General features: G+C 73.4%; 12 protein-coding genes. 1 reads left to right on the top strand and 11 read right to left on the bottom strand.

Features of this window, described 5'->3' with window-relative positions:
- Window positions 1–21: 21 nt before the first annotated feature.
- The 3 genes from OG509_RS28000 to OG509_RS27990 all read right to left on the bottom strand — a co-directional run bounded on the left by OG509_RS28000 (window position 22) and on the right by OG509_RS27990 (window position 4,379).
- Window positions 22–1,614, bottom strand: coding sequence for a cation acetate symporter (locus OG509_RS28000; RefSeq protein ID WP_406185275.1), 1,593 nt, complete (start codon window positions 1,612–1,614; stop codon window positions 22–24).
- Window positions 1,611–2,108, bottom strand: coding sequence for a DUF485 domain-containing protein (locus OG509_RS27995; protein WP_406185274.1), 498 nt, complete (start codon window positions 2,106–2,108; stop codon window positions 1,611–1,613). Before OG509_RS27995 ends, OG509_RS28000 begins: the two co-directional genes overlap by 4 nt.
- Before the next feature lie 150 nt (window positions 2,109–2,258).
- A complete protein-coding gene (locus OG509_RS27990) occupies window positions 2,259–4,379 on the bottom strand; it encodes a type IIA DNA topoisomerase subunit B (RefSeq protein ID WP_406185273.1) in 2,121 nt (706 codons plus the stop codon).
- Window positions 4,380–4,823: 444 nt separating this feature from the next.
- On the opposite strand from OG509_RS27990, the gene OG509_RS27985 reads away from it, so the two are divergent.
- Window positions 4,824–5,057 (top strand): hypothetical protein, encoded by a 234-nt coding sequence (locus OG509_RS27985; protein ID WP_030154305.1) that lies wholly within the window; start codon window positions 4,824–4,826, stop codon window positions 5,055–5,057.
- A 109-nt stretch (window positions 5,058–5,166) separates the two neighbouring features.
- Here the strand turns inward: OG509_RS27985 and OG509_RS27980 are convergent, their stop codons facing one another.
- The 8 genes from OG509_RS27980 to OG509_RS27945 form a co-directional block, all read right to left on the bottom strand.
- Entirely contained in the window at window positions 5,167–6,147 is a 981-nt protein-coding gene (locus OG509_RS27980) for a serine protease (protein ID WP_406185272.1), read from the bottom strand.
- A gap of 142 nt (window positions 6,148–6,289) precedes the next feature.
- Complete coding sequence (locus OG509_RS27975; RefSeq protein WP_406185271.1) at window positions 6,290–7,873, bottom strand: RNA polymerase sigma factor; 1,584 nt, start codon at window positions 7,871–7,873, stop codon at window positions 6,290–6,292.
- Between the two features lie 267 nt (window positions 7,874–8,140).
- Window positions 8,141–9,082, bottom strand: coding sequence for a FadR/GntR family transcriptional regulator (locus OG509_RS27970; RefSeq protein WP_406185270.1), 942 nt, complete (start codon window positions 9,080–9,082; stop codon window positions 8,141–8,143).
- A gap of 151 nt (window positions 9,083–9,233) precedes the next feature.
- Window positions 9,234–11,009 (bottom strand): ATP-binding cassette domain-containing protein, encoded by a 1,776-nt coding sequence (locus tag OG509_RS27965; protein ID WP_406185269.1) that lies wholly within the window; start codon window positions 11,007–11,009, stop codon window positions 9,234–9,236.
- A gap of 116 nt (window positions 11,010–11,125) precedes the next feature.
- On the bottom strand, window positions 11,126–11,872 hold the full coding sequence (locus tag OG509_RS27960) for an NUDIX domain-containing protein (protein ID WP_385584969.1): 747 nt from the start codon (window positions 11,870–11,872) through the stop codon (window positions 11,126–11,128).
- A 69-nt stretch (window positions 11,873–11,941) separates the two neighbouring features.
- Window positions 11,942–13,909: a glycogen debranching N-terminal domain-containing protein gene (locus OG509_RS27955; protein WP_406185268.1), complete on the bottom strand. Its 1,968-nt coding sequence runs from the start codon at window positions 13,907–13,909 to the stop codon at window positions 11,942–11,944.
- A 233-nt stretch (window positions 13,910–14,142) separates the two neighbouring features.
- Entirely contained in the window at window positions 14,143–15,405 is a 1,263-nt protein-coding gene (locus OG509_RS27950; RefSeq protein WP_406185267.1) for a DUF4192 domain-containing protein, read from the bottom strand.
- Window positions 15,406–15,558: 153 nt separating this feature from the next.
- Window positions 15,559–18,441 (bottom strand): AAA family ATPase, encoded by a 2,883-nt coding sequence (locus OG509_RS27945; protein ID WP_406185266.1) that lies wholly within the window; start codon window positions 18,439–18,441, stop codon window positions 15,559–15,561.
- Window positions 18,442–18,505: the final 64 nt, after the last annotated feature.

The following is an 18,505-nucleotide window of genomic DNA, read 5'->3' as shown; positions in this document are numbered from 1 at the left end:
GGCCGGGGACGGGAGCCGCGCTCAGACGGCCCCGGCACCGGTCAGGGAACGGACCTCCGTCTCCGCGTACTTCGCCTCGTCCGGATCCTCGGCCGAGGTCACCGTGCCCATCCAGCCGGCCAGGAAGCCCAGCGGGATCGAGACCAGGCCCGGGTTCTGCAGGGGGAAGAACTGGAAGCTCACGCCCGGGAAGAGGGAGTCCGGGCTGCCGGAGACCACCGGCGACAGGACGACCAGCACCACCGCGGGAACCAGGCCCCCGTACACCGACCAGACCGCGCCGCGCGTGGTGAACGCCCCCCAGAACAGCGAGTACAGCAGCACCGGCAGATTGGCCGAGGCCGCCACCGCGAAGGCCAGCCCCACCAGGAAGGCCACGTTCAGGTCCTGGGCGAGCAGCCCCAGGGCGATCGCCACCGCCCCGATCCCTACGGCCGCGACCCGGGCCACGGCGACCTCGCTGCGCTGGCGCGCGTGGCGGCGCTTGAGCGAGGCGTACAGATCGTGCGCCACCGAGGCCGAGGAGGCCAGCGTGATCCCGGCGACCACGGCCAGGATCGTGGCGAAGGCGATCGCCGCCACGAACGCGAACAGCACCGCTCCCCCGGTCGACTCCGCCCCGCCGCCCAGGAAGGCCGCGAGCAGCGGGACCGCCGTGTTCCCCGAGGCGTTGGAGGCCCGCACCTGGTCCGGGCCCAGCAGCGCGGCCGCCCCGAACCCGAGCACGATGGTCATCAGGTAGAAGCCGCCGATCAGCGCGATCGCCCACACCACCGACCGGCGCGCCGCCCGCGCCGTCGGCACCGTGTAGAAGCGCGACAGGATGTGCGGCAGCCCGGCCGTCCCGAGGACCAGCGCGAGGCCGAGGCTCATGAAGTCGAAGCGGGAAGTCCAGTCGGCGCCGTACTTGAGCCCCGGGCTCAGGAACCGCCGCCCGTGCCCGCTGCGCTCGGCGGCGCTGGTGAGCAGCTGGCCGAAGTCCCCGTGGAAGCGCAGCAGTACGAGCACGGTGAGGGTGACGGCCCCGCCCATGAGCAGCACGGCCTTCACGATCTGGATCCAGGTGGTGGCCCGCATGCCGCCGAAGGACACGTAGACCACCATCAGCGCGCCGACCCCGATCACGGTCAGCGTCCGGGCAGCGGTGCCCGAATCTCCGAGCAGCAGGCCCACCAGGCTGCCCGCGCCGACCATCTGTGCGACGAGGTACAGCACCGAGACGGTGACGGAGGAGGCGCCGGCGGCGATCCGTACGGGCCGCTCGCTCATCCGGGCCGCGACCACGTCCGCGAGGGTGAAGCGCCCGCAGTTGCGGACCAGTTCGGCGACGAGGAAGAGCACGACGAGCCAGGCGACGAGGAAGCCCACCGAGTACAGCAGGCCGTCGTAACCGAAGAGCGCGATCAGGCCGGAGATGCCGAGGAAGGAGGCGGCGGACATGTAGTCGCCGGCAATGGCGAAACCGTTCTCCATCGGGGAGAACAGCCGCCCGCCGGCGTAGAACTCCTCGGCGGAGCCGTGCCGGTTGCGGCTGACCCAGGTGGTGATGCCCAGGGTGACCGCGATGAAGAGGCTGAACAGGATCAGGGCGAGCGTCTGGTGTTCGGTGGTCACCGGCCGGCCCCCCGGCTCTGGTTGCGGTTGCGCTCCTGGTCGCGCTCCTGCTCGAAGACCGTCCAGCGCAGGTCGAGTGCGGCCCGGTCCCGGCGCAGCCGCGCGTGCCGGGCGTACGCCCAGGTCAGCAGGAAGGTGCTGAGGAACTGGCCGAGGCCCGCCAGCAGGGCCACGTTGACGGCGCCGACCACGGGGCGGGCCATGATGCCGGGCGCCATGGTCGCCGCGACCACGTAGGCGACGTACCAGAGGAGGAATCCGGCGGTCGCGGGGACGACGAACCCGCGGTAGCGGCTGCGGACCTCCTGGAAGGCGGCGCTGCGCTGCACTTCGCGGTAGATGTCGGACGCTCCGGGCTCGGCCCGGCCTCCGGCGGCCGGACGCGGGGGCGGCGGATCCCCGCCCTCGCCCTCCCCCCAGCCGACGGCGAGCGCGTCGTACCAGGGGTCGTCGAGCCGGATCGTTCCGGCTTCGGGACCTTCGTGCTTGTCCACCGAACTCTCCTTGTCCGCTGCCGCATTGGCCGCGTGCTTATAAGGATGTGCGGTATGGACGTTTTCCGGACTGGTGTCCCGGTGCTCTTCACTCCAACAGGTGATGGAGCGAAGAGCACCGGTGTGCCGTGGTGCCGGTGCGCCCGCCGGTCAGGCGTCGATGCGCGAGCGGTCCAGGGTCGCCGCGGAGCTTGTGATGAACTCCTTGCGCGGCGCCACCTCGTTGCCCATCAGCAGGTCGAAGACCTGCTCGGCGGAGTCCAGGTCCCCGATGTTGATCCGGCGCAGCGTGCGGAACCGGGGGTCCATCGTGGTCTCCGCCAGCTGGTCCGCGTCCATCTCGCCGAGGCCCTTGTAGCGCTGGATCGAATCCTTGTAGCGGACGTTCTTGCGCTGGAATTCGAGCAGGGTCTGGCGCAGCTCGTTGTCCGAATACGTGTAGACGTACTTGTCCTGGCCCTTCTTGGGCTGGACGAGCTCGATCCGGTGCAGCGGCGGCACCGCGGCGAACACCCGGCCCGCCTCGACCATCGGCCGCATGTACCGCTGGAAGAGCGTGAGCAGCAGGCAGCGGATGTGCGCGCCGTCGACATCGGCGTCGACGAGCAGGACGATCTTGCCGTACCGCGCGGCGTCGATGTCGAAGGTCCGGCCCGAGCCGGCCCCTATGACCTGGATGATCGCGCCGCACTCGGCGTTCTTGAGCATGTCCGAGACCGACGACTTCTGGACGTTCAGGATCTTGCCGCGGATCGGCAGGAGCGCCTGGAATTCCGAGTTCCGCGCGAGCTTGGCGGTGCCGAGCGCGGAGTCGCCCTCGACGATGAAGAGCTCGCTGCGCTCCACGTCGTCACTGCGGCAGTCGGCCAGCTTCGCGGGCAGCGAGGAGGTCTCCAGCGCGGTCTTGCGGCGCTGCGCCTCCTTGTGCTGGCGGGCGGCGATCCGGGTCCGGGCGGCCGCGACGATCTTCTCCATCACGGCGCGGGCCTGCTGCTTGTCGTCGCGCTTCGTGCTGGTCAGGAAGGCCTTGAGCTCCTTGGCGACCACGGCCGCGACGATCCGGGCGGCCGCCGAGGTGCCGAGCACCTCCTTGGTCTGGCCCTCGAACTGCGGCTCGGCCAGCCGGACGGTGACGACCGCCGTCATGCCCTCCATCGCGTCGTCCTTGACCACGTCGTCCTCGGCGACGCGGAGCAGCTTCGCCGAGCGGAGCACCTCGTTCACCGTCTTGGCGACGGAGCGCTCGAAGCCGGTGATGTGGGTGCCGCCCTTGGGCGTGGCGATGATGTTGACGAAGGACTTGACCTGGGTCTCGTACCCGGTGCCCCAGCGCAGGGCGATGTCCACGCCGAGCTCGCGCGTGACCTCGGTGGGGGTCATGTGGCCGCGCTCGTCGAGGACGGGGACGGTCTCCTTGAAGGTGCCCTGGCCGGTCAGGCGCAGCACGTCGCAGACGGCCTTGTCCTGCCCGAGGTACTCGCAGAACTCGCTGATGCCCCCGTCGAAGCGGAAGGTCTCCTCCGTCTTGCCGGACCCGTCGATGGCGCGCTCGTCGCGGACGACGATGGTCAGGCCGGGGACGAGGAAGGCGGTCTGCCGAGCGCGCTGGTAGAGCGTGTCCAGGGAGAGCCGGGCGTCCTTGAGGAAGATCTGCCGGTCGGCCCAGTAGCGGACCCGGGTGCCGGTCTTGCCCTTGGCGACGCGCTTGACCTTGCGCAGGCCGTTGGCGGGGTCGAACGGGCTGTCGGGGCCCTGCTCGGTGAACATCCCCGGGACGCCGCGGCGGAAGCTGATCCCGTGGGTGGAGCTGTTGCGGTCCACCTCGACGTCCAGCCGGGCGGAGAGGGCGTTGACCACGGAGGCGCCGACGCCGTGCAGGCCGCCGGAGGCCGCGTACGAGCCGCCGCCGAACTTGCCGCCGGCGTGCAGCTTGGTCATGACGACCTCGACGCCGGACAGCCCGGTCTTGGGCTCGACGTCGACGGGGATGCCGCGGCCGTTGTCGCGGACCTCGACCGAGGCGTCCTCGTGGAGGATCACCTCGATGTGGTCGCAGTAGCCCCCCAGGGCCTCGTCCACGGCGTTGTCGATGATCTCCCAGAGGCAGTGCATGAGGCCTCGGGAGTCGGTGGAACCGATATACATGCCGGGGCGCTTGCGGACGGCCTCGAGGCCTTCGAGGACGAGCAGGTGCCGCGCGGTGTAGTTGGAGGCGTCCCGGTCTGCTCCGGACAGCAGCGCGCTGGAAGGCACGGACGTGTCGGCGGTCACGCAGTTCGCTCCTCGCTGAATTTCTTTTTCTGGCCCGTCGGGCGCAGGGTGGCTCGGTTGCCCGTCGAAGGGTACCGAGGCCTGGTAGAGCCGATGCAACGCCACCCTCGCGCCTTCATCAGCCTAGTGCAGGACCGCACGGGTGTTCGATCCCCCGGTCGAGTGAAGCAAACATCACGTTCCCTTCCAGGCATGAACCATTTAGGGTTCGGGCACGTCCTCATGAACAACCGGCACTCAGCCGGGGAGGACGGAACTGCTACAAGCGAACGACTGACAACGCGAAACCGTAAAGCAACGCAATACGGCTCCTTCGCCGCCAACCGGCAGCAGCCGGCCAGCTTCGGAAGGAAGTTTCGAGGAAAAGCCGCGAGCGGGAACGTTTTCGGCCTGGTTGGATGTTGACCCTGGTACGACAGCTCGTCGAGCTAGAGAAGAGGCGACGTGACTACTGTTCTGACACCCGCGACCCCGCTGACGGCCGCTGACCGATGCGACCGTTGCGGCGCCCAGGCATATCTGCGCGTCGTCCTGCTGAGCGGCGGTGAACTGCTGTTCTGCGCCCACCACGGGCGTAAGTTCGAGCCGGAACTCAAGAAGATCGCCGCGGATATACAGGATGAGACCGAGCGGCTCACGTCCGCTCCGACGGCCAATGCCGACACCGAGGACCGCTGACACAGGCCTATACCTCGCATCCGACGAGCCAGGACCGGCCAGGCCGGTCGACGGGCGGCACCCCTGAGACCCAGGGGTGCCGCCCGTCCTCATGTCCGGAGCGGCGCGGCTAGCGGCCCCCGGGCCGGTGCTTCGCCCCGGGCGCTCCCGCGGCGCCCTGCGTCTCCGCCGCCGCCTGCCCCCGTACGGGCCGTGCAGCCGGTCCGGAGGCCCGTTCGGCACCCCACGCGATGTCGTGGCCGTCGCTTCGCCGCGGGGCCGCCTCCGGGGCCGTCACGAAGCCGGTGAGCGGCGCGATCTTCGTGTAGACCCCCGGACTGTCCGGCCGCCCGCAGCCGCGCCCCCAGGACACGAGCCCGATGAGCTTGCCCTGGGCGACCAGCGGCCCGCCGCTGTCCCCCTGGCAGGCGTCCCGGCCGCCGTCGCGGTGTCCCGCGCACACCATGGACTCCGGCCGGTACTTCCCCTCGGCGTCTCCCGGGTAGGCGCGCCGGCAGACCTCGTCCGCCAGCACCGTCACGCGCGCGGCGCGCAGCGCGTACGCGTAGTCGCCGAATCCGCTCGTGTCGCCCCAGCCGTACACGGTCGCCTCGCCGCCCGCCGCGTAGCCGGGATGCCCCGCCTCGGCCATGGGGAGCACGTAGTGCGCGGGCACGGCCTCGGCCAGCTCCAGCACGGCGAGGTCCCCGGCATTGCTGCGGACGTCGTACGCCGGGTTCACCCGGGCCGAGCGGATCGCGATCTCGCGGCCCTCGGCCGCCCGCAGCTCCGTACGCCCGGTGATCACCCGGAAGTCGGGGACGGACTCCACGGGGCCGCCCAGCACCTGGCGGCCCAGGCAGTGTGCCGCGGTCAGCACCTTGGTCGGGCCCACGAGGACACCCCCGCAGAACTGGCCTCCCCGCGTACCCCCGAACCGGTCACGGCTGGCGAGCGCCACCACCCACGGGCTGTCGGCCGCCTTCACCGGCTTCCCGCCGATCACCACACTGTCCGCGGCTGCGTGCGGCGCCTGGGCCAGCGGCGCCGCGGCCGCTCCCGCCACCAGGGTCAGCGCGCCCGCCAGAGCACGGGCAAAGGGACGACGCATGAGGCCTCCTGACTCTGAGTGTGCATGACTCCACCCAGAGTGGGACGCCAAGTGGCCGTGCGCACCCGCGCACGGCCACCTCCGTACAGCCACTTCCGTACGGCCCCCGGCCCGATCGCCTCGGGCCCGGCCGGTCCGGTGATCAGTCCAGGTAGTCGCGCAGGACCTGGGAGCGCGACGGGTGGCGCAGCTTCGACATCGTCTTGGACTCGATCTGGCGGATCCGCTCGCGCGTGACGCCGTAGACCTTGCCGATCTCGTCGAGGGTCTTCGGCTGGCCGTCGGTGAGGCCGAAGCGCATCGAGACCACGCCGGCCTCGCGCTCGCTCAGCGTGTCGAGCACCGAGTGCAGCTGCTCCTGCAGGAGCGTGAAGCTCACGGCGTCGGCCGGGACGACCGCCTCGGAGTCCTCGATGAGGTCGCCGAACTCGCTGTCGCCGTCCTCGCCGAGCGGCGTGTGCAGGGAGATCGGCTCGCGGCCGTACTTCTGGACCTCGATGACCTTCTCGGGGGTCATGTCGAGTTCCTTGGCCAGCTCCTCCGGGGTGGGCTCGCGGCCCAGGTCCTGGAGCATCTGGCGCTGCACGCGGGCGAGCTTGTTGATGACCTCGACCATGTGCACCGGGATGCGGATGGTGCGGGCCTGGTCGGCCATGGCACGCGTGATCGCCTGGCGGATCCACCAGGTCGCGTACGTGGAGAACTTGTAGCCCTTGGTGTAGTCGAACTTCTCGACCGCGCGGATCAGGCCCAGGTTGCCCTCCTGGATCAGGTCCAGGAAGAGCATGCCGCGGCCGGTGTAGCGCTTGGCGAGGGAGACCACGAGGCGGAGGTTGGCCTCCAGCAGGTGGTTCTTGGCGCGGCGGCCGTCCTCGGCGATGATCTCCAGCTCGCGCTTGAGCTTGGGCGCCAGCTTGTCGGAGTTGGCCAGCTTGTCCTCGGCGAACAGGCCCGCCTCGATGCGCTTGGCGAGCTCGACCTCCTGCTCGGCGTTGAGGAGGGGGACCTTGCCGATCTGCTTGAGGTAGTCCTTGACGGGGTCGGCGGTGGCGCCGGCCACGGCGACCTGCTGGGCCGGGGCGTCGTCCTCGTCGTCGGAGATGACGAAGCCCTTGCTCTCGCCGCCGTCCTCCTCCTCTTCGGCCTCCGCCTTGGCGGCGCCGGGGCCCTCCTCGGAGGTCTCCTCGTCGCCGGCCTCGTCGGCGTCCTTCTTGGCGGCGGTCTTCTTCGCCGCCGTCTTCTTCGCGGCGGTCTTCTTGGCGGGGGCCGCCTTCTTGGCCGCAGTCTTCTTCGCCGCGGCCTTCTTCGCGGCGGGCTCGGTTCCGGGCTCCTCCGCGGGAGCGTCCACGGGCTGCTCCGGGTCCACCGTCTCGGCCGCGGGTGCCGCGGCGGCGACGGTCCGCGCGGCCGTCGTCTTCGCCGCGACGGTCTTCGTGGCCGTCCGCTTGGCCGGGGTCTTCGCTGCGACGCTCTTGCGGGTGGTGCGCTTGGGCGACTCCGCGGCACTGACCATCAGCGTCACACCCTCTTCCTCGAGGATCTGGTTGAGGCTGCGCAGAACATTCTTCCACTGGGTCGCAGGAATCTGGTCAGCCTCGAAGGCCCGACGCACGTCATCGCCGGCGATCTGCCCCTCGGCCTTGCCCCGCTCGATGAGCGCCATCACAGACTCGGAATCGGCGATCTCCGGCGGGAGCGTACGGGATGTGCTGGCCGACACGAACAACCTCTCGGAACGATGGGAACGGCTTCCGACCCCGGCCGGATGGTGCTGGACCGGAGCCGACGACCACCGACGGGGGATGGGCCGGGGGCGCGGGCAGGGGCCGGGGAGCTGCACAGCACCCGCAAGGGCTGCTGTCTTCCCTCCGTCGGCCATCACCTCTCTAGGTCATCGCTCGACCTCGCGGAGTGTTACGCCCAATCTTCGTGGCCCGAGTCACACCCCGGCCTCCCGACCGCCCCGGCGCCCGCGCCGCCGTCCGTCCGCGCGTCAGTGCTCGCGCGGGGCGGGGACCACGCGCTCGACCTCCGGGTGCACCGTCAGGAGCTGGCGCATGGCGTTCTCGGCACCCACGGCGTCGCCGGCCGCGAGGGCCTCGACGATGCGCGCGTGGTGCGCGACGCACGTCTCGCTCGGGCGGTCGCAGGCGGTGACGGGGCTGCCGGAGACCTGGAGGGCCGAGGAGACGATGCCGGAGAGGTGCTCCAGCATGCGGTTGCCCGCGACCTGGATGAGGAGCGCGTGGAACTCGTTGTCGGCGCGCGCGAAGGTGATCGCGTCGCCCTGGCCGAGGGCGTGGCCCATGATCTCGACCATGTCGGCGAGGCGCTGCTGGATGTCCGGGCGCCCGTGGCCGGCGGCGAGGCGGGCGGCGAGGGGTTCGATGGTCCAGCGGAGCTCGTTGAGCTCGCGGCGCTGGTCGTCGCGCTGGGGGCCGAAGGCGCGCCACTCGATGATGTCGGGGTCGAGCAGGTTCCAGTCGGCGACCGGCCGGACGCGGGTGCCGACGTTGGGGCGGGCGCTGACGAGGCCCTTGGCCTCCAGCACGCGCAGCGATTCGCGGACCACGGTGCGGGAGACCTCGAAGCGCTGGCCGATCTCCTCCGGGACCAGGGGGCGGTCTGCGCCGAGGTCGCCGGAGACGATCATCTGGCCGAGCTGCTGGACGAGTTGGCCGTGCAGTCCGCGGCCGCGGCTGCCTGCCGCGCGGCGGCCGACCCGGCTCAACTCGACGTCGGCGCCGTCCCAGTGGGGTACTGCGACGCGGTCGGTCCCGGAGGCCTCCGCGTAGGGGTAGCGGTCGAGTTCGCCCGGGCCGGCGAGGCCGGAGTCGGCATGGCGGGCGGTGGTCATCATGGTGTGCGCAAGGGTACTCACGAATCCTTTGTCGGCCGTGCCCGGATGACCCTTGAGGTCTTTGGTGAAAAGCACACGAAAGGGTGATCGGTGCCACCTACGCAATTGACGACTTATCGTAAAGAACCGGGCTCTTTGCGGGGAGTTGTGGTCTGGTTCGCGTGATGCGGACGGGATCGGTCCCGTTCAGACTTTCTCCGGTACCGCAGCGATCACCAACGGTCCTTTACCAACGGACGCGGCTGCGCAGTCCTGTGAACCCATAGGCGCACAACAGGACCATCAGCGACAACAGCAGCGCCGTACCGACGGGTTGGGCCATCACCCGCAGGGCGCCCAGGACCAGGCGGTCCGCCTCCGGGGGCCACTGCGCCCAGGCCAGGCCGCGCAGCCGGGCCGCGAGCCCGCTCGCCGCGTACGCGGAGGGCCCGTCCAGCGCCTTGCGTACGAGCGGGACGACGATGACCGGTACGGCGAGCACGGCGGCCAGGCCCGCGACCGCCGACCGGAAGACACCGGAGGCCAGGACCCCGGCCCAGGCGCAGCCGACGAGCAGCCCGACCCAACTCACGGCCGGGGAGAGCCATTCCCCGGGGGAGCGCAGCGGGCCGCGGTCGAAGACGAGCTTCAGGGCGGCGGCGTCGGCGGTGACCGTAAGGGCGCCGAAGGCCAGGGCGAGGGCGGCGCAGACCACGAGCTTGGCGGCGAGCAGGCCCAGGCGGCGCGGCACGGTGCCGCGGTCGGCGGCGAGCGCGGGGTAGCGGTACTCCTCGCCGAAGGCCAGGGCGCCGAGCAGTCCGGCGCCGAGGGCGGCGGGGGGCAGGGGCAGCAGCTCCGGCCAGGCGGCGAGCAGCCGGTTCTGCGGGGTGCCGCCGGCCCGGGCCAGCACCAGGGCGGTGAGGGCGGAGACGGCGACGACGACGGCCGCGGTGAGGAGGGGTGTGGCCGTCCCGAAGGCCCGGCACAGCTCGTAGCGCAGCGGCCGCAGCGGTCCGCCCACCCGGCGCACCGTGGAGCCCGGCCGCGCACTGCGGGGGGCCGCGGTGGCGGCGGTGGCCGGATGCGCCGGGGCCGCGCCGCCCGGCTCGGTGCGCGCCTGCGGCACGGGCGGTACGGGCGGGCACGGCGCGCCGGCGTCCCCGGTCTCGTCGGCGAGCTGGTGGACCAGCACGCCGTGCCGGAACGCCGCCTCGCCCACCTCCGCGCAGCTGCTGCCGTACACCGACAGGCGGCTGCCGCTCTCCTCTACGATCTCCACCGCACGCTGGGCGGCCCGGGCCTCCCGGCCGAGCACGTCGGCCAGCCGGGCGGCGTACGGGCTGCGTACGGCGACCCGCGGCCGCAGCCGGGTACGGGCGAACTCGGCCGCGTCCTGGTCGGCGACGAGCCGGCCCGCCGCGATGCTGACGACCCGGTCCGCACTGCGGGCGGCCTCCTTGGCGTCGTCGGTGGTGAAGAGCACCGCGCCACCGAGGGAGGCGTGTCCGCGCAGCAGCCCGTGGAGCCAGCCTCGTTCGCGGGGCGAGAGTCCGGCGGCGGGCTCGTCGAGGAGCAGCGTGCACGGGTCGGCGAGCAGGGCCGCGGCCATCGCGACCCGGCGCTCCATGCCGAGCGAGAGCGAGCCGAGCCGCTGGTCGCGCAGGCCCGCGATGCCGACGACCTCCAGCATGATGTCGGCCCGGGAGGCCGGCACTCCGGCGGCGGCGCACAGCATCCGCAGCTGGCTCAGGACGGTCCGCGACGGATTGCCGGGCACATCGCCGAGCAGCACCCCGACCTCACGGCCGGGATACGGGATCCGGTGCAGCGGGCGGCCGCGGAAGTAGGTGACGCCGCGGCCCGGTTCGAGTTCGAGCATGAGCCGCAGTGCGGTGGTCTTGCCCGATCCCGGTTCGCCGAGGAGGGCGGTCACGGTTCCCGGGCGGGCCTCGAGCGTGAGGTCGTCCACCAGGGGCGGGAGGTCTCGACGGGGTGTGCTGGTGAGTCCGATGGCCTGGAGCATCGCTTCTCTCGCGGGGGGTGAGACCGCTCTGCGGCATTGTGAGTACCGCAAACAAGATAACGCGATATGTCCGATTTTCGGGGTAGCCGGGGCGCGTTCGCGTCCGTGTCGACCCGTCAGACTTCGGGGCGCAGCATCGGCGGGTTGAGCAGGTTCGCCCCGCCGGCCCGGAACAGCTGGGCGGGCCGGCCGCCCTGACGGGTCGTCGTCCCCCCGGCCGGGACCAGGAACCCGGGGGTCCCGGTGACCTTGCGGTGGAAGTTGCGCGGGTCGAGAGCCACGCCCCATACGGCCTCGTAGACCCGGCGCAGCTCGCCGACGGTGAAGGCGGGCGGGCAGAACGCCGTGGCCAGTGAGGAGTACTCGATCTTGGAGCGAGCCCGCTCCACGCCGTCGGCGAGGATCCGGGCGTGGTCGAAGGCGAGCCCCGCGGCCGCCTGGTCCGAGACGGCCAGGAGTTCGTCGACGGGGGCCCAGCGCGCGCTGTTGGCATCTCCGCCCGCCCGGGGGGCGGGCAGGTCCGGAGCCAGGACCAGATGCGCGACGCTGACGACGCGCATGCGCGGATCGCGCTTCGGATCCCCGTAGGTGGCGAGCTGTTCGAGGTGCGCCCCGTTGTCCGCGCCAGGCTCGGCCGGGTCGTGCGCGCACAGACCCGTTTCCTCGGAGAGCTCGCGGGCCGCGGCGGCGGCCAGGTCCTCGTCTCCGCGGACGAAACCGCCGGGCAGGGCCCAGCGTCCCTGGAAAGGCTGCTCACCTCGCCGGACGACCAGCGCACAGAGCGCGTGACGCCGCACGGTGAGCACGACCAGGTCGACGGTGACAGCGAAGGGCGGATAGGCCGACGGGTCGTAGGGCGACATGCCGCGATCATAGTCGTCTGCCTGACGATAAACAGAGCTTTGGTCATCCCGGAAGCAGCGGTCGCGAGGCTACCCGCCCAGTTGGAGCGCATCGGCTGCCTCCTCCACCATGCCGAGGCCGAGCCGGCTGATCCGGACGGCGAACGGTTCTCCCGAGACCCGCAGGTCACAGAAGCGCAGGGCGCCGAGGGGAGCGCCGGGCAGCGGGACGACGGCGACCGTGCCCGCGGGGGCGTCGGGGCGGAGCCCGGCGAGGGCGGTCAGCGCGTGCACCCCGGCGGCCGCGGCCACCGCGGCGGGGCGGCAGGCCGCCGGGTGCGGGAGCGGCGCGCTGCCCGCGGTGCGCTGCTCGGCGGCGTACATCTCCGGCAGCCGGTACCCGAAGCTCTCCGCGGCGTCCAGCAGACCCCGCAGCAGACCGGCGGCCTCCTTCTCGAAGCCGGCCTGGGCCAGCCCGGCGACCGCCACGGCGCTCTCGTACGCCCGCACCGCGCCGGAGCGGTGGCCGAAGGGGTTGTGGCCCGGCTCCCGGGACGCCATGCTCCGCAGCCCCCAGCCGGAATCCATGGCGGGGGCGCCGAGGAGGCGGGCGAGCTGCTCCGTGCGGACCCGGTCCAGCAACCCGGGGGCGAGGCGGCCGCCACCCAGCAGGCCGGTGTCCAGGAGGTGGGCGGCGGCTCCCGTCAGCCGGGGCAGCGGCCGCCCGTCGGGGTGCAGGGCCGCGGCGGGCCGGCCGCCGTCCGGGCCGTCGATCCAGAACCCGTCCCGGAACCGCTTGCGGAGTGCGGCCGCCCACTCCCGCCACTCTTCGGCGCCGGGCCGCCCGCATCCGGCGAGCAGGTCGGCCCCGAGCAGCGCGGCCCGATGGGCGTGGGCCTGGGTCTCGCAGCGCCGCGGCCCGGGATCGGGATCGGCCAGGAAGCCGTCCGGCCCCAGGGCTCCGCGCAGCCAGTCCAGGCACCGCTCGGCCGCCGGGAGGAGCCGGGCCACCTCCTCCTTGGGCAGCCCCCAGCGCCGGGCCTCGGCTAGCACCGCCGGGAAGGCGAGGGTCGCCTCGGTGCCGGTGCACCCGGGCGGCAGCTGCGGACCCGCCCCGCGCAGCGGCCCCGGGATCTTCCCGGCGTCGGGGCCCCGGCCGCCGGTCTGGGTCCGGGCCAGGGTGCGCAGGGTGGCCGCCGCGAGCCCGGTGCCGAGCGGGAGCGCCATCCTGGCGGCCCAGAGGGACTCCGCCGGGGCCAGCCCGAGCCGCCACGGCACCCCGGCGGCGAGGAAGGCGTCGCCCGGCTCCTCGCGATCCCGCATCAGCAGCGCGCCGAGGTCCTCCACACTGCGGCGGAACCAGGTTTCGACCCTCGGGTCGTCCCCCTCGGCGCGGGCGCCGGCCAGCGGGTTGGCCACCTGCCCGGCAGGGGCCCGTGAAATGCGGTCCTGCGTGGTCCGCAGCTCGATGGTGCGGGACTCGCCGGGCCCCAGTTCTAGCTGCCAGCGCAGCAGCCCCGCCGAGGCGAGGGCGTCGTCCGGGGCCGGCTCGGCGGTCGTGATGGCCTGCGCCTCACCGCTGCTCCAGCGCAGCCCGGCGGCATGCACCCCGGCCGGCAGTTCGGGCCCGGCCCGGCCTGCGGCCACCGCGGCCAGCTCGGCCAGGTCGGTGCCGAGCAGCAGCTCCACGGGCAGGCGCAGCGGCCGGGCCGTGAAACTGCGCACCGTGATCCGCTCGGTGCCGTCCGCGTGCCGGACCCGCTCCACCCCGATGTCGGGATCGGGCCCCGCGTCGGCCCCGGTACGGATGGTCGCGGTGAAGGAGGCCCGGTCGGAGCCGAGGCTGCGCCCCTGGACGGCGACCGGGTCCCGGCCGCCGATCCGGAGCACGCAGCGGGAGAGCAGCCTGCGCCCGGAGCGGTAGATCCCGTCGATCCCCCGCCCGGTCAGCTGGCCGTGCTCCGGCGAGATGACCAGGCAGGGCGCGGCGACGCAGATGACGGTGCCGTGCACGGGCGGCAACTCGGTCCTGCGGGCGGGCGGTACGGAGTGGGCCATGGGTCGCCTTGTCTGGGCTGTCTGCGCTCCGGCCTGTTTCGCTGGGCGGCGGCGCGGCCGGGCCCCCGCCACCCTCCAGCTGAACGGCCCCGCCCCCGCCCGGGTCACGGGCCCCGGTGGCGGCAGCGCCCGTACTGGGCCGCGCCGGTGACGGAGCCTGCGCCGCAGGGTGGTGACGGCGGCGTCCCGGATGCGCCGCACGGAACTCCGCGCGCCCCGGCCCCGGTCCGGGCTCACTGGTCGCTCCCCGCGGTGCGGCGGGGCTCCCGGCGGGGCTGCGCTTCCCGGCGACCCGGAGGGCGGGTTGTGGCCGCGGCGCGCTTGCGGCGCGGTTCCCGGCGCCGCCGCTCCTCCCGCAGGCAGGCCCGCAGCCCCTCCGGGTCGATGCCCTCGTTGCAGGCGTGGTGGAGCAGTTGGGCGAAGCGGTAGTCGGCGTCGGCCCGCAGGGCCAGCCCCAGGGCGATCCGGGCCGTCGGCTCGTCCCCGGTGGACCACGAGACCCAGCCGGCGAGGGTGAGCGGGGCCGCCGCGTGCTCGCCGTACGCCCCGACGCAGCGGCGGGCGAGCGCCCGCCACAGCCGCAGGGCGGGGGCCGCCTCCTCGTCCTCCATCCACTCGGCGGCGACGTCCCGGATCTCGCGGTCCTGGAGGCCGAGGATCACGGTGGCGGCCTCGTCGTGGCCGAGCAGCGCGTCGTCCCAGTCGTCGGCTTCCGGTCCGCCGTCCACGGGCGGGGCGAGGGTCATCCGCTGCATCAGCGTGCGGGCCAGCGTGACCGTCTCCGCGCCGACCTCCTCCCGGGTGGCCCCGTCGAGGATCTTGGGCACGAGGACGGCAGCCGCCCGGTCCAGGGCCCGCTCCATCTCCACCGCCGCACCCCCGCGCAGGGGTACCAGCCGGCCCTCGATCTCCCGGAGGGAGCCCCGGACCTGGAGTCCGGCGAAGGTCGCGGTCGCCGCCATCACGGAGGCGCCGGTCGCGGCCAGCGGGCTGCCCTCGGCGGGGCAGCAGCGCTCATCGGGACAGCAGTAGGACCAGTACCGGCCGGCGGAGATGCAGAGCGCCTCCATCACGGGCACGTCGAGGGCGCCGCAGGCCAGCCGGATGCGCTGGGCCAGCGGCCGCAGCCGGGTCATGACCCGCTGGCCGCTCTCGCCGTCCGCCGGGTCCTGGCAGAGGAAGACGACGATGCCGTCGGGCTTGGCACCGCGCCGCTCGCTGCCCCGGACCAGGCAGTCGGCGACCTGCCGGGCGGTGTCCTCCCATTCGGCCGGGGCCGTGGGGATGCCGACGCGGAGCCGGCCGCCGAAGCGCCCGCCCTCGCCGTGCACGGTGACCATGACCAGGGAGTCGGTCGGATGGAAGCCGAGCATGTAGGGCAGCGCGTCGGCCAGTTCGGCCGGGCTGCGCAGGGTGATCCGAGGGTCGAGGGCGGGACCGGACGGGTTGATGGCGGGCCGGTCGGACGGGGTGCGTGATTCGCGTTCGTTCGTCATGCCCCGACGGTCCCGCGGACGATCAGATCCCGAAAGCCCTGTGGATAACTCTTGATCGTTCAACATCCACAGGTTCGGGACGCCCTTGACTCGGTGTCAGAGCGATCGGGTTCCATGGGGGCATGAACACACATCCGTCACATCCGCCACGCCCTACTTCCCGCCGACCGGCAGCCGGTCCAGGGCCGCCGGGAGTTCCGCGCGCCGGCGGATGCCGAGCTTGCGGTAGGCGTTGGTGAGGTGGGTTTCGACGGTACGCCGGGCGAGGTGCAGGAGCTCGCCGATCTCGGAGTTCGTCCGGCCGCCCGCGGCGAGTTCCGCGATGCGCCGCTCACTGCCGGTCAGCGCGGCCGGGCCGGTGTACGGCGTCGCGGCGCGGCGGGCACCGCCCTCACGCAGCACGTGTTCTGCCGCTGCACGCAGGCGGACCGCACCGATGCGCTCGGCCCGTTCGGCCGCCTCCCGCAGCGGATCGCGGGCCCGTGCCCGGTCTCCGGCGGCGACGAGCTGCCGTCCCTGCGCGATCAGCGCCGGGATCAGTTCCGTCTCGGCCGGAGTGTCCCGCAGCAGCCGTACCGCCTCCTCGGCCAGCCCGAGGCCGCGCAGACCGCCCGTCGCCGTGCCCAGGACGCGCAGACAACGCCCCACCAGGCGCGGCGTGTTCCAGACCGTGGCCAGCCGCAGCTCCTCGTGGGTCAGGGCCAAGGCCTCCTCCGGCCGGCCCAGGGCCAGCCGGCATTCGGCTGCGGCGCTCCGCCACGGAGTGACGACCGGGCCGACGACGTCCCGTTCCGCCTGGCGCCGCCCGCACTCCAGGAAGTCGTCGAGCGCACCGGCCGGATCGCCGCACGCGGCACGCAGGTGGCCGCGGGCGTACAGGAAGCGGGGCAGTTCCCCGGAGTCGGGCGCGTCCCTCGGGTCGCTGCGCTCCGCGAGCGCCGCGGCCTGCTCCGTTCGGCCGGTCTCCACCAGCGCCAGGACAGCGGCGGCAGCCTCGCTCATCGGCGGGCGCACGTCGCCGACGGCTTGGAGAACCTGCCGCACATCGGGCTCCGCGAGCCATGTGGCATAACCGCCGCGTACGGCGGCGAGGTCGGCCCGTACGTTCAGCAGCTCCGCGCGCATGGGATGCAGCAGCACGGTGCGCTGCCCGGCAAGAGCCCGTTCGGCCAGGCGCTCGGCCTCGTCCAGTTCGTCGGCCCACAGGGCCACGGCTGCGGACGTGCCCAACAGGATCGTTTCCGCAAGCGGGTCGGCCGGGGCCTCCAGCAAGGCCCGGACGCGTTCCATCGCCGCCCGGGCCGAGAGCAGGCCGGCCGTCGCCTCGTACCGCGCCAGCAGCGCCTGCCCGGCCGTGCCGACCAGGCCGGGCGAGCGCGCGGACGTCTCGCGCAGCCGGCCGTACACCTCGCGCCGCAGCGCCTGATCGTGGTCCGACAGCAGTGCCGAGGCGGACCACAGCGTGCGCGCGAGGTCCCGGTGGTCCGTCAGCTGCTCCTCCAGGGAGCGCAGTACGCCCACGGCAGCCCGTACCTCGCCCCGTCCGGCCAGTGCCGTACCGAGCACCATCGCCGAACGCACCCGGTCCGTGGGCGTGTCCGCCACCTGCACGGCCTCGGCCAGCCGGGGCAGGCCGGCCGCCGACCGGCCGCCGGTGAATTCCAGAGAGCCCAGTTCGCTGAGGACCGCGGCCCGGCGGGCGGGCGCCATCTCCTCGTCCAGCACGCGGCGCAGGAAGCCCGCGGCGTCCTCGGTCCGGCCCGCCCCGACCGCACGGGCCGCGGCGTCGAGCAGGACATCGGCGGCCCAGGTCCCGAAGGGCGCGGGCGCCCGCAGCAGCTGTCCGGCCACGGCCTCCGCGCCCGCGCCGCGGCGCAGCATCACCTCGGCCGCCCTGCCGTGGGCCGCCTTTCTCCGGTCACCGGACCAGCCGCTCACCACGGCGTCCCGCAGCAGCGGATGGGCGTAGCCGGGGCGGCCGTCCGGGTCCGGGCGCAGCAGCCCCAGGCGGGTCATGGCGGTGAGCCAGCCGTGGGCCCGGGCTCCGTCGGCGCCCGTCATGTCGGCGAGCAGCCCGGCGTGGCCGTCCTCGTGGGCTTCCGGGTGGCGGTCCTCGCCACGGTCCCCGCCGCCGTCCCTGTCACGGCCGCCGCCATGACCGCCGCCACGGCCGTCGCTCACCACGGCGAGCGCGCGGGCGACGTCGACCGTGGAGCTCCCCGCGCTCTCCAGCCACCACGAGACGGCGGCCGGGTAGGCGCCCGGATACAGCGCGGCGCAGGTGTCCGGCACCGCCGGGGCAGCGGCAAGGCCCGGGGCCTGGGCCCCGAGGTCGTCCAGCAGGGCGTGCAGCAGCAACGGATTGCCCGCGCCGGCCCGCACCACGTCGTCCACCCATGCGGGGGAGGCCACCGCGCCGGCCACCGAACGGACCAGCTCCGCCGCCCCGCCCGGGCTCAGCGGGGTCAGGGTGTGGGTGCGGACGAGGCGGGGCGGGAGCGCGTGGGCGAGGCCCGGCGCGGGCGGTTCGACGTCGTACTGGCTGCGCTCGGTCGCCACGAGCAGCACCGGCAGCCGTTCCACCAGCCGCGCGGCTTCGACGAGCCAGCCGCGCGAGAGGGGGTCGGCGAGCTGGACGTCGTCCACGGCCAGGAACAGCGGGGCCTCTTCGGTCCATTCGAGCAGTGCGCGCCACAGCCAGGCGGCCCGTTCGCGGTGGATCGCGGCCGTGGAGTCGGCTTCGTCCGGCGGTTCCGCCGTGGGGCACGCCAATTCCGGTCCGTCATCGAACAGCTGCTTAACGGCAGCGAACGGGGTGACGGGCCCGGATGAACAGCGGGCCCGCAGCACCCACATGCCGTGCGCCGCCGCCTGCTCACCGACCGCCTCCAGGAGCGCGGTGCGGCCGCTGCCCGTGGTCCCCTTCAGCAACACCAGGCCACCGGAGCCGGACCGGGCACGCTCGGCCTCGGCGGCGACCATCGCCATGGCCTCTTGGCGCTCGTAGAGCGCTCCCGGTACCGACGTGGCGGACATGGCTGACTCCCGATGTCGTGGATGTCTAGTGGTCGGCCCCGTGGTGTGGCTCGTGGTTCTCCAC

The organism is Streptomyces sp. NBC_01006, assembly GCF_045162725.1.
GTDB lineage: Bacteria > Actinomycetota > Actinomycetes > Streptomycetales > Streptomycetaceae > Streptomyces.
This window is presented reverse-complemented; position numbering and strand designations above follow the sequence as displayed.

Excerpts from the sequence above, each read along its gene's own strand:
- OG509_RS27955 (WP_406185268.1), bottom strand. The coding sequence starts at position 13,909 with ATGGCCCACTCCGTACCGCCCGCCCGCAGGACCGAGTTGCCGCCCGTG.
- OG509_RS27965 (WP_406185269.1), bottom strand. The coding sequence starts at position 11,009 with ATGCTCCAGGCCATCGGACTCACCAGCACACCCCGTCGAGACCTCCCG.
- OG509_RS27960 (WP_385584969.1), bottom strand. The coding sequence starts at position 11,872 with ATGTCGCCCTACGACCCGTCGGCCTATCCGCCCTTCGCTGTCACCGTC.
- OG509_RS27980 (WP_406185272.1), bottom strand. The coding sequence starts at position 6,147 with ATGCGTCGTCCCTTTGCCCGTGCTCTGGCGGGCGCGCTGACCCTGGTG.
- OG509_RS27950 (WP_406185267.1), bottom strand. The coding sequence starts at position 15,405 with ATGACGAACGAACGCGAATCACGCACCCCGTCCGACCGGCCCGCCATC.
- OG509_RS27945 (WP_406185266.1), bottom strand. The coding sequence starts at position 18,441 with ATGTCCGCCACGTCGGTACCGGGAGCGCTCTACGAGCGCCAAGAGGCC.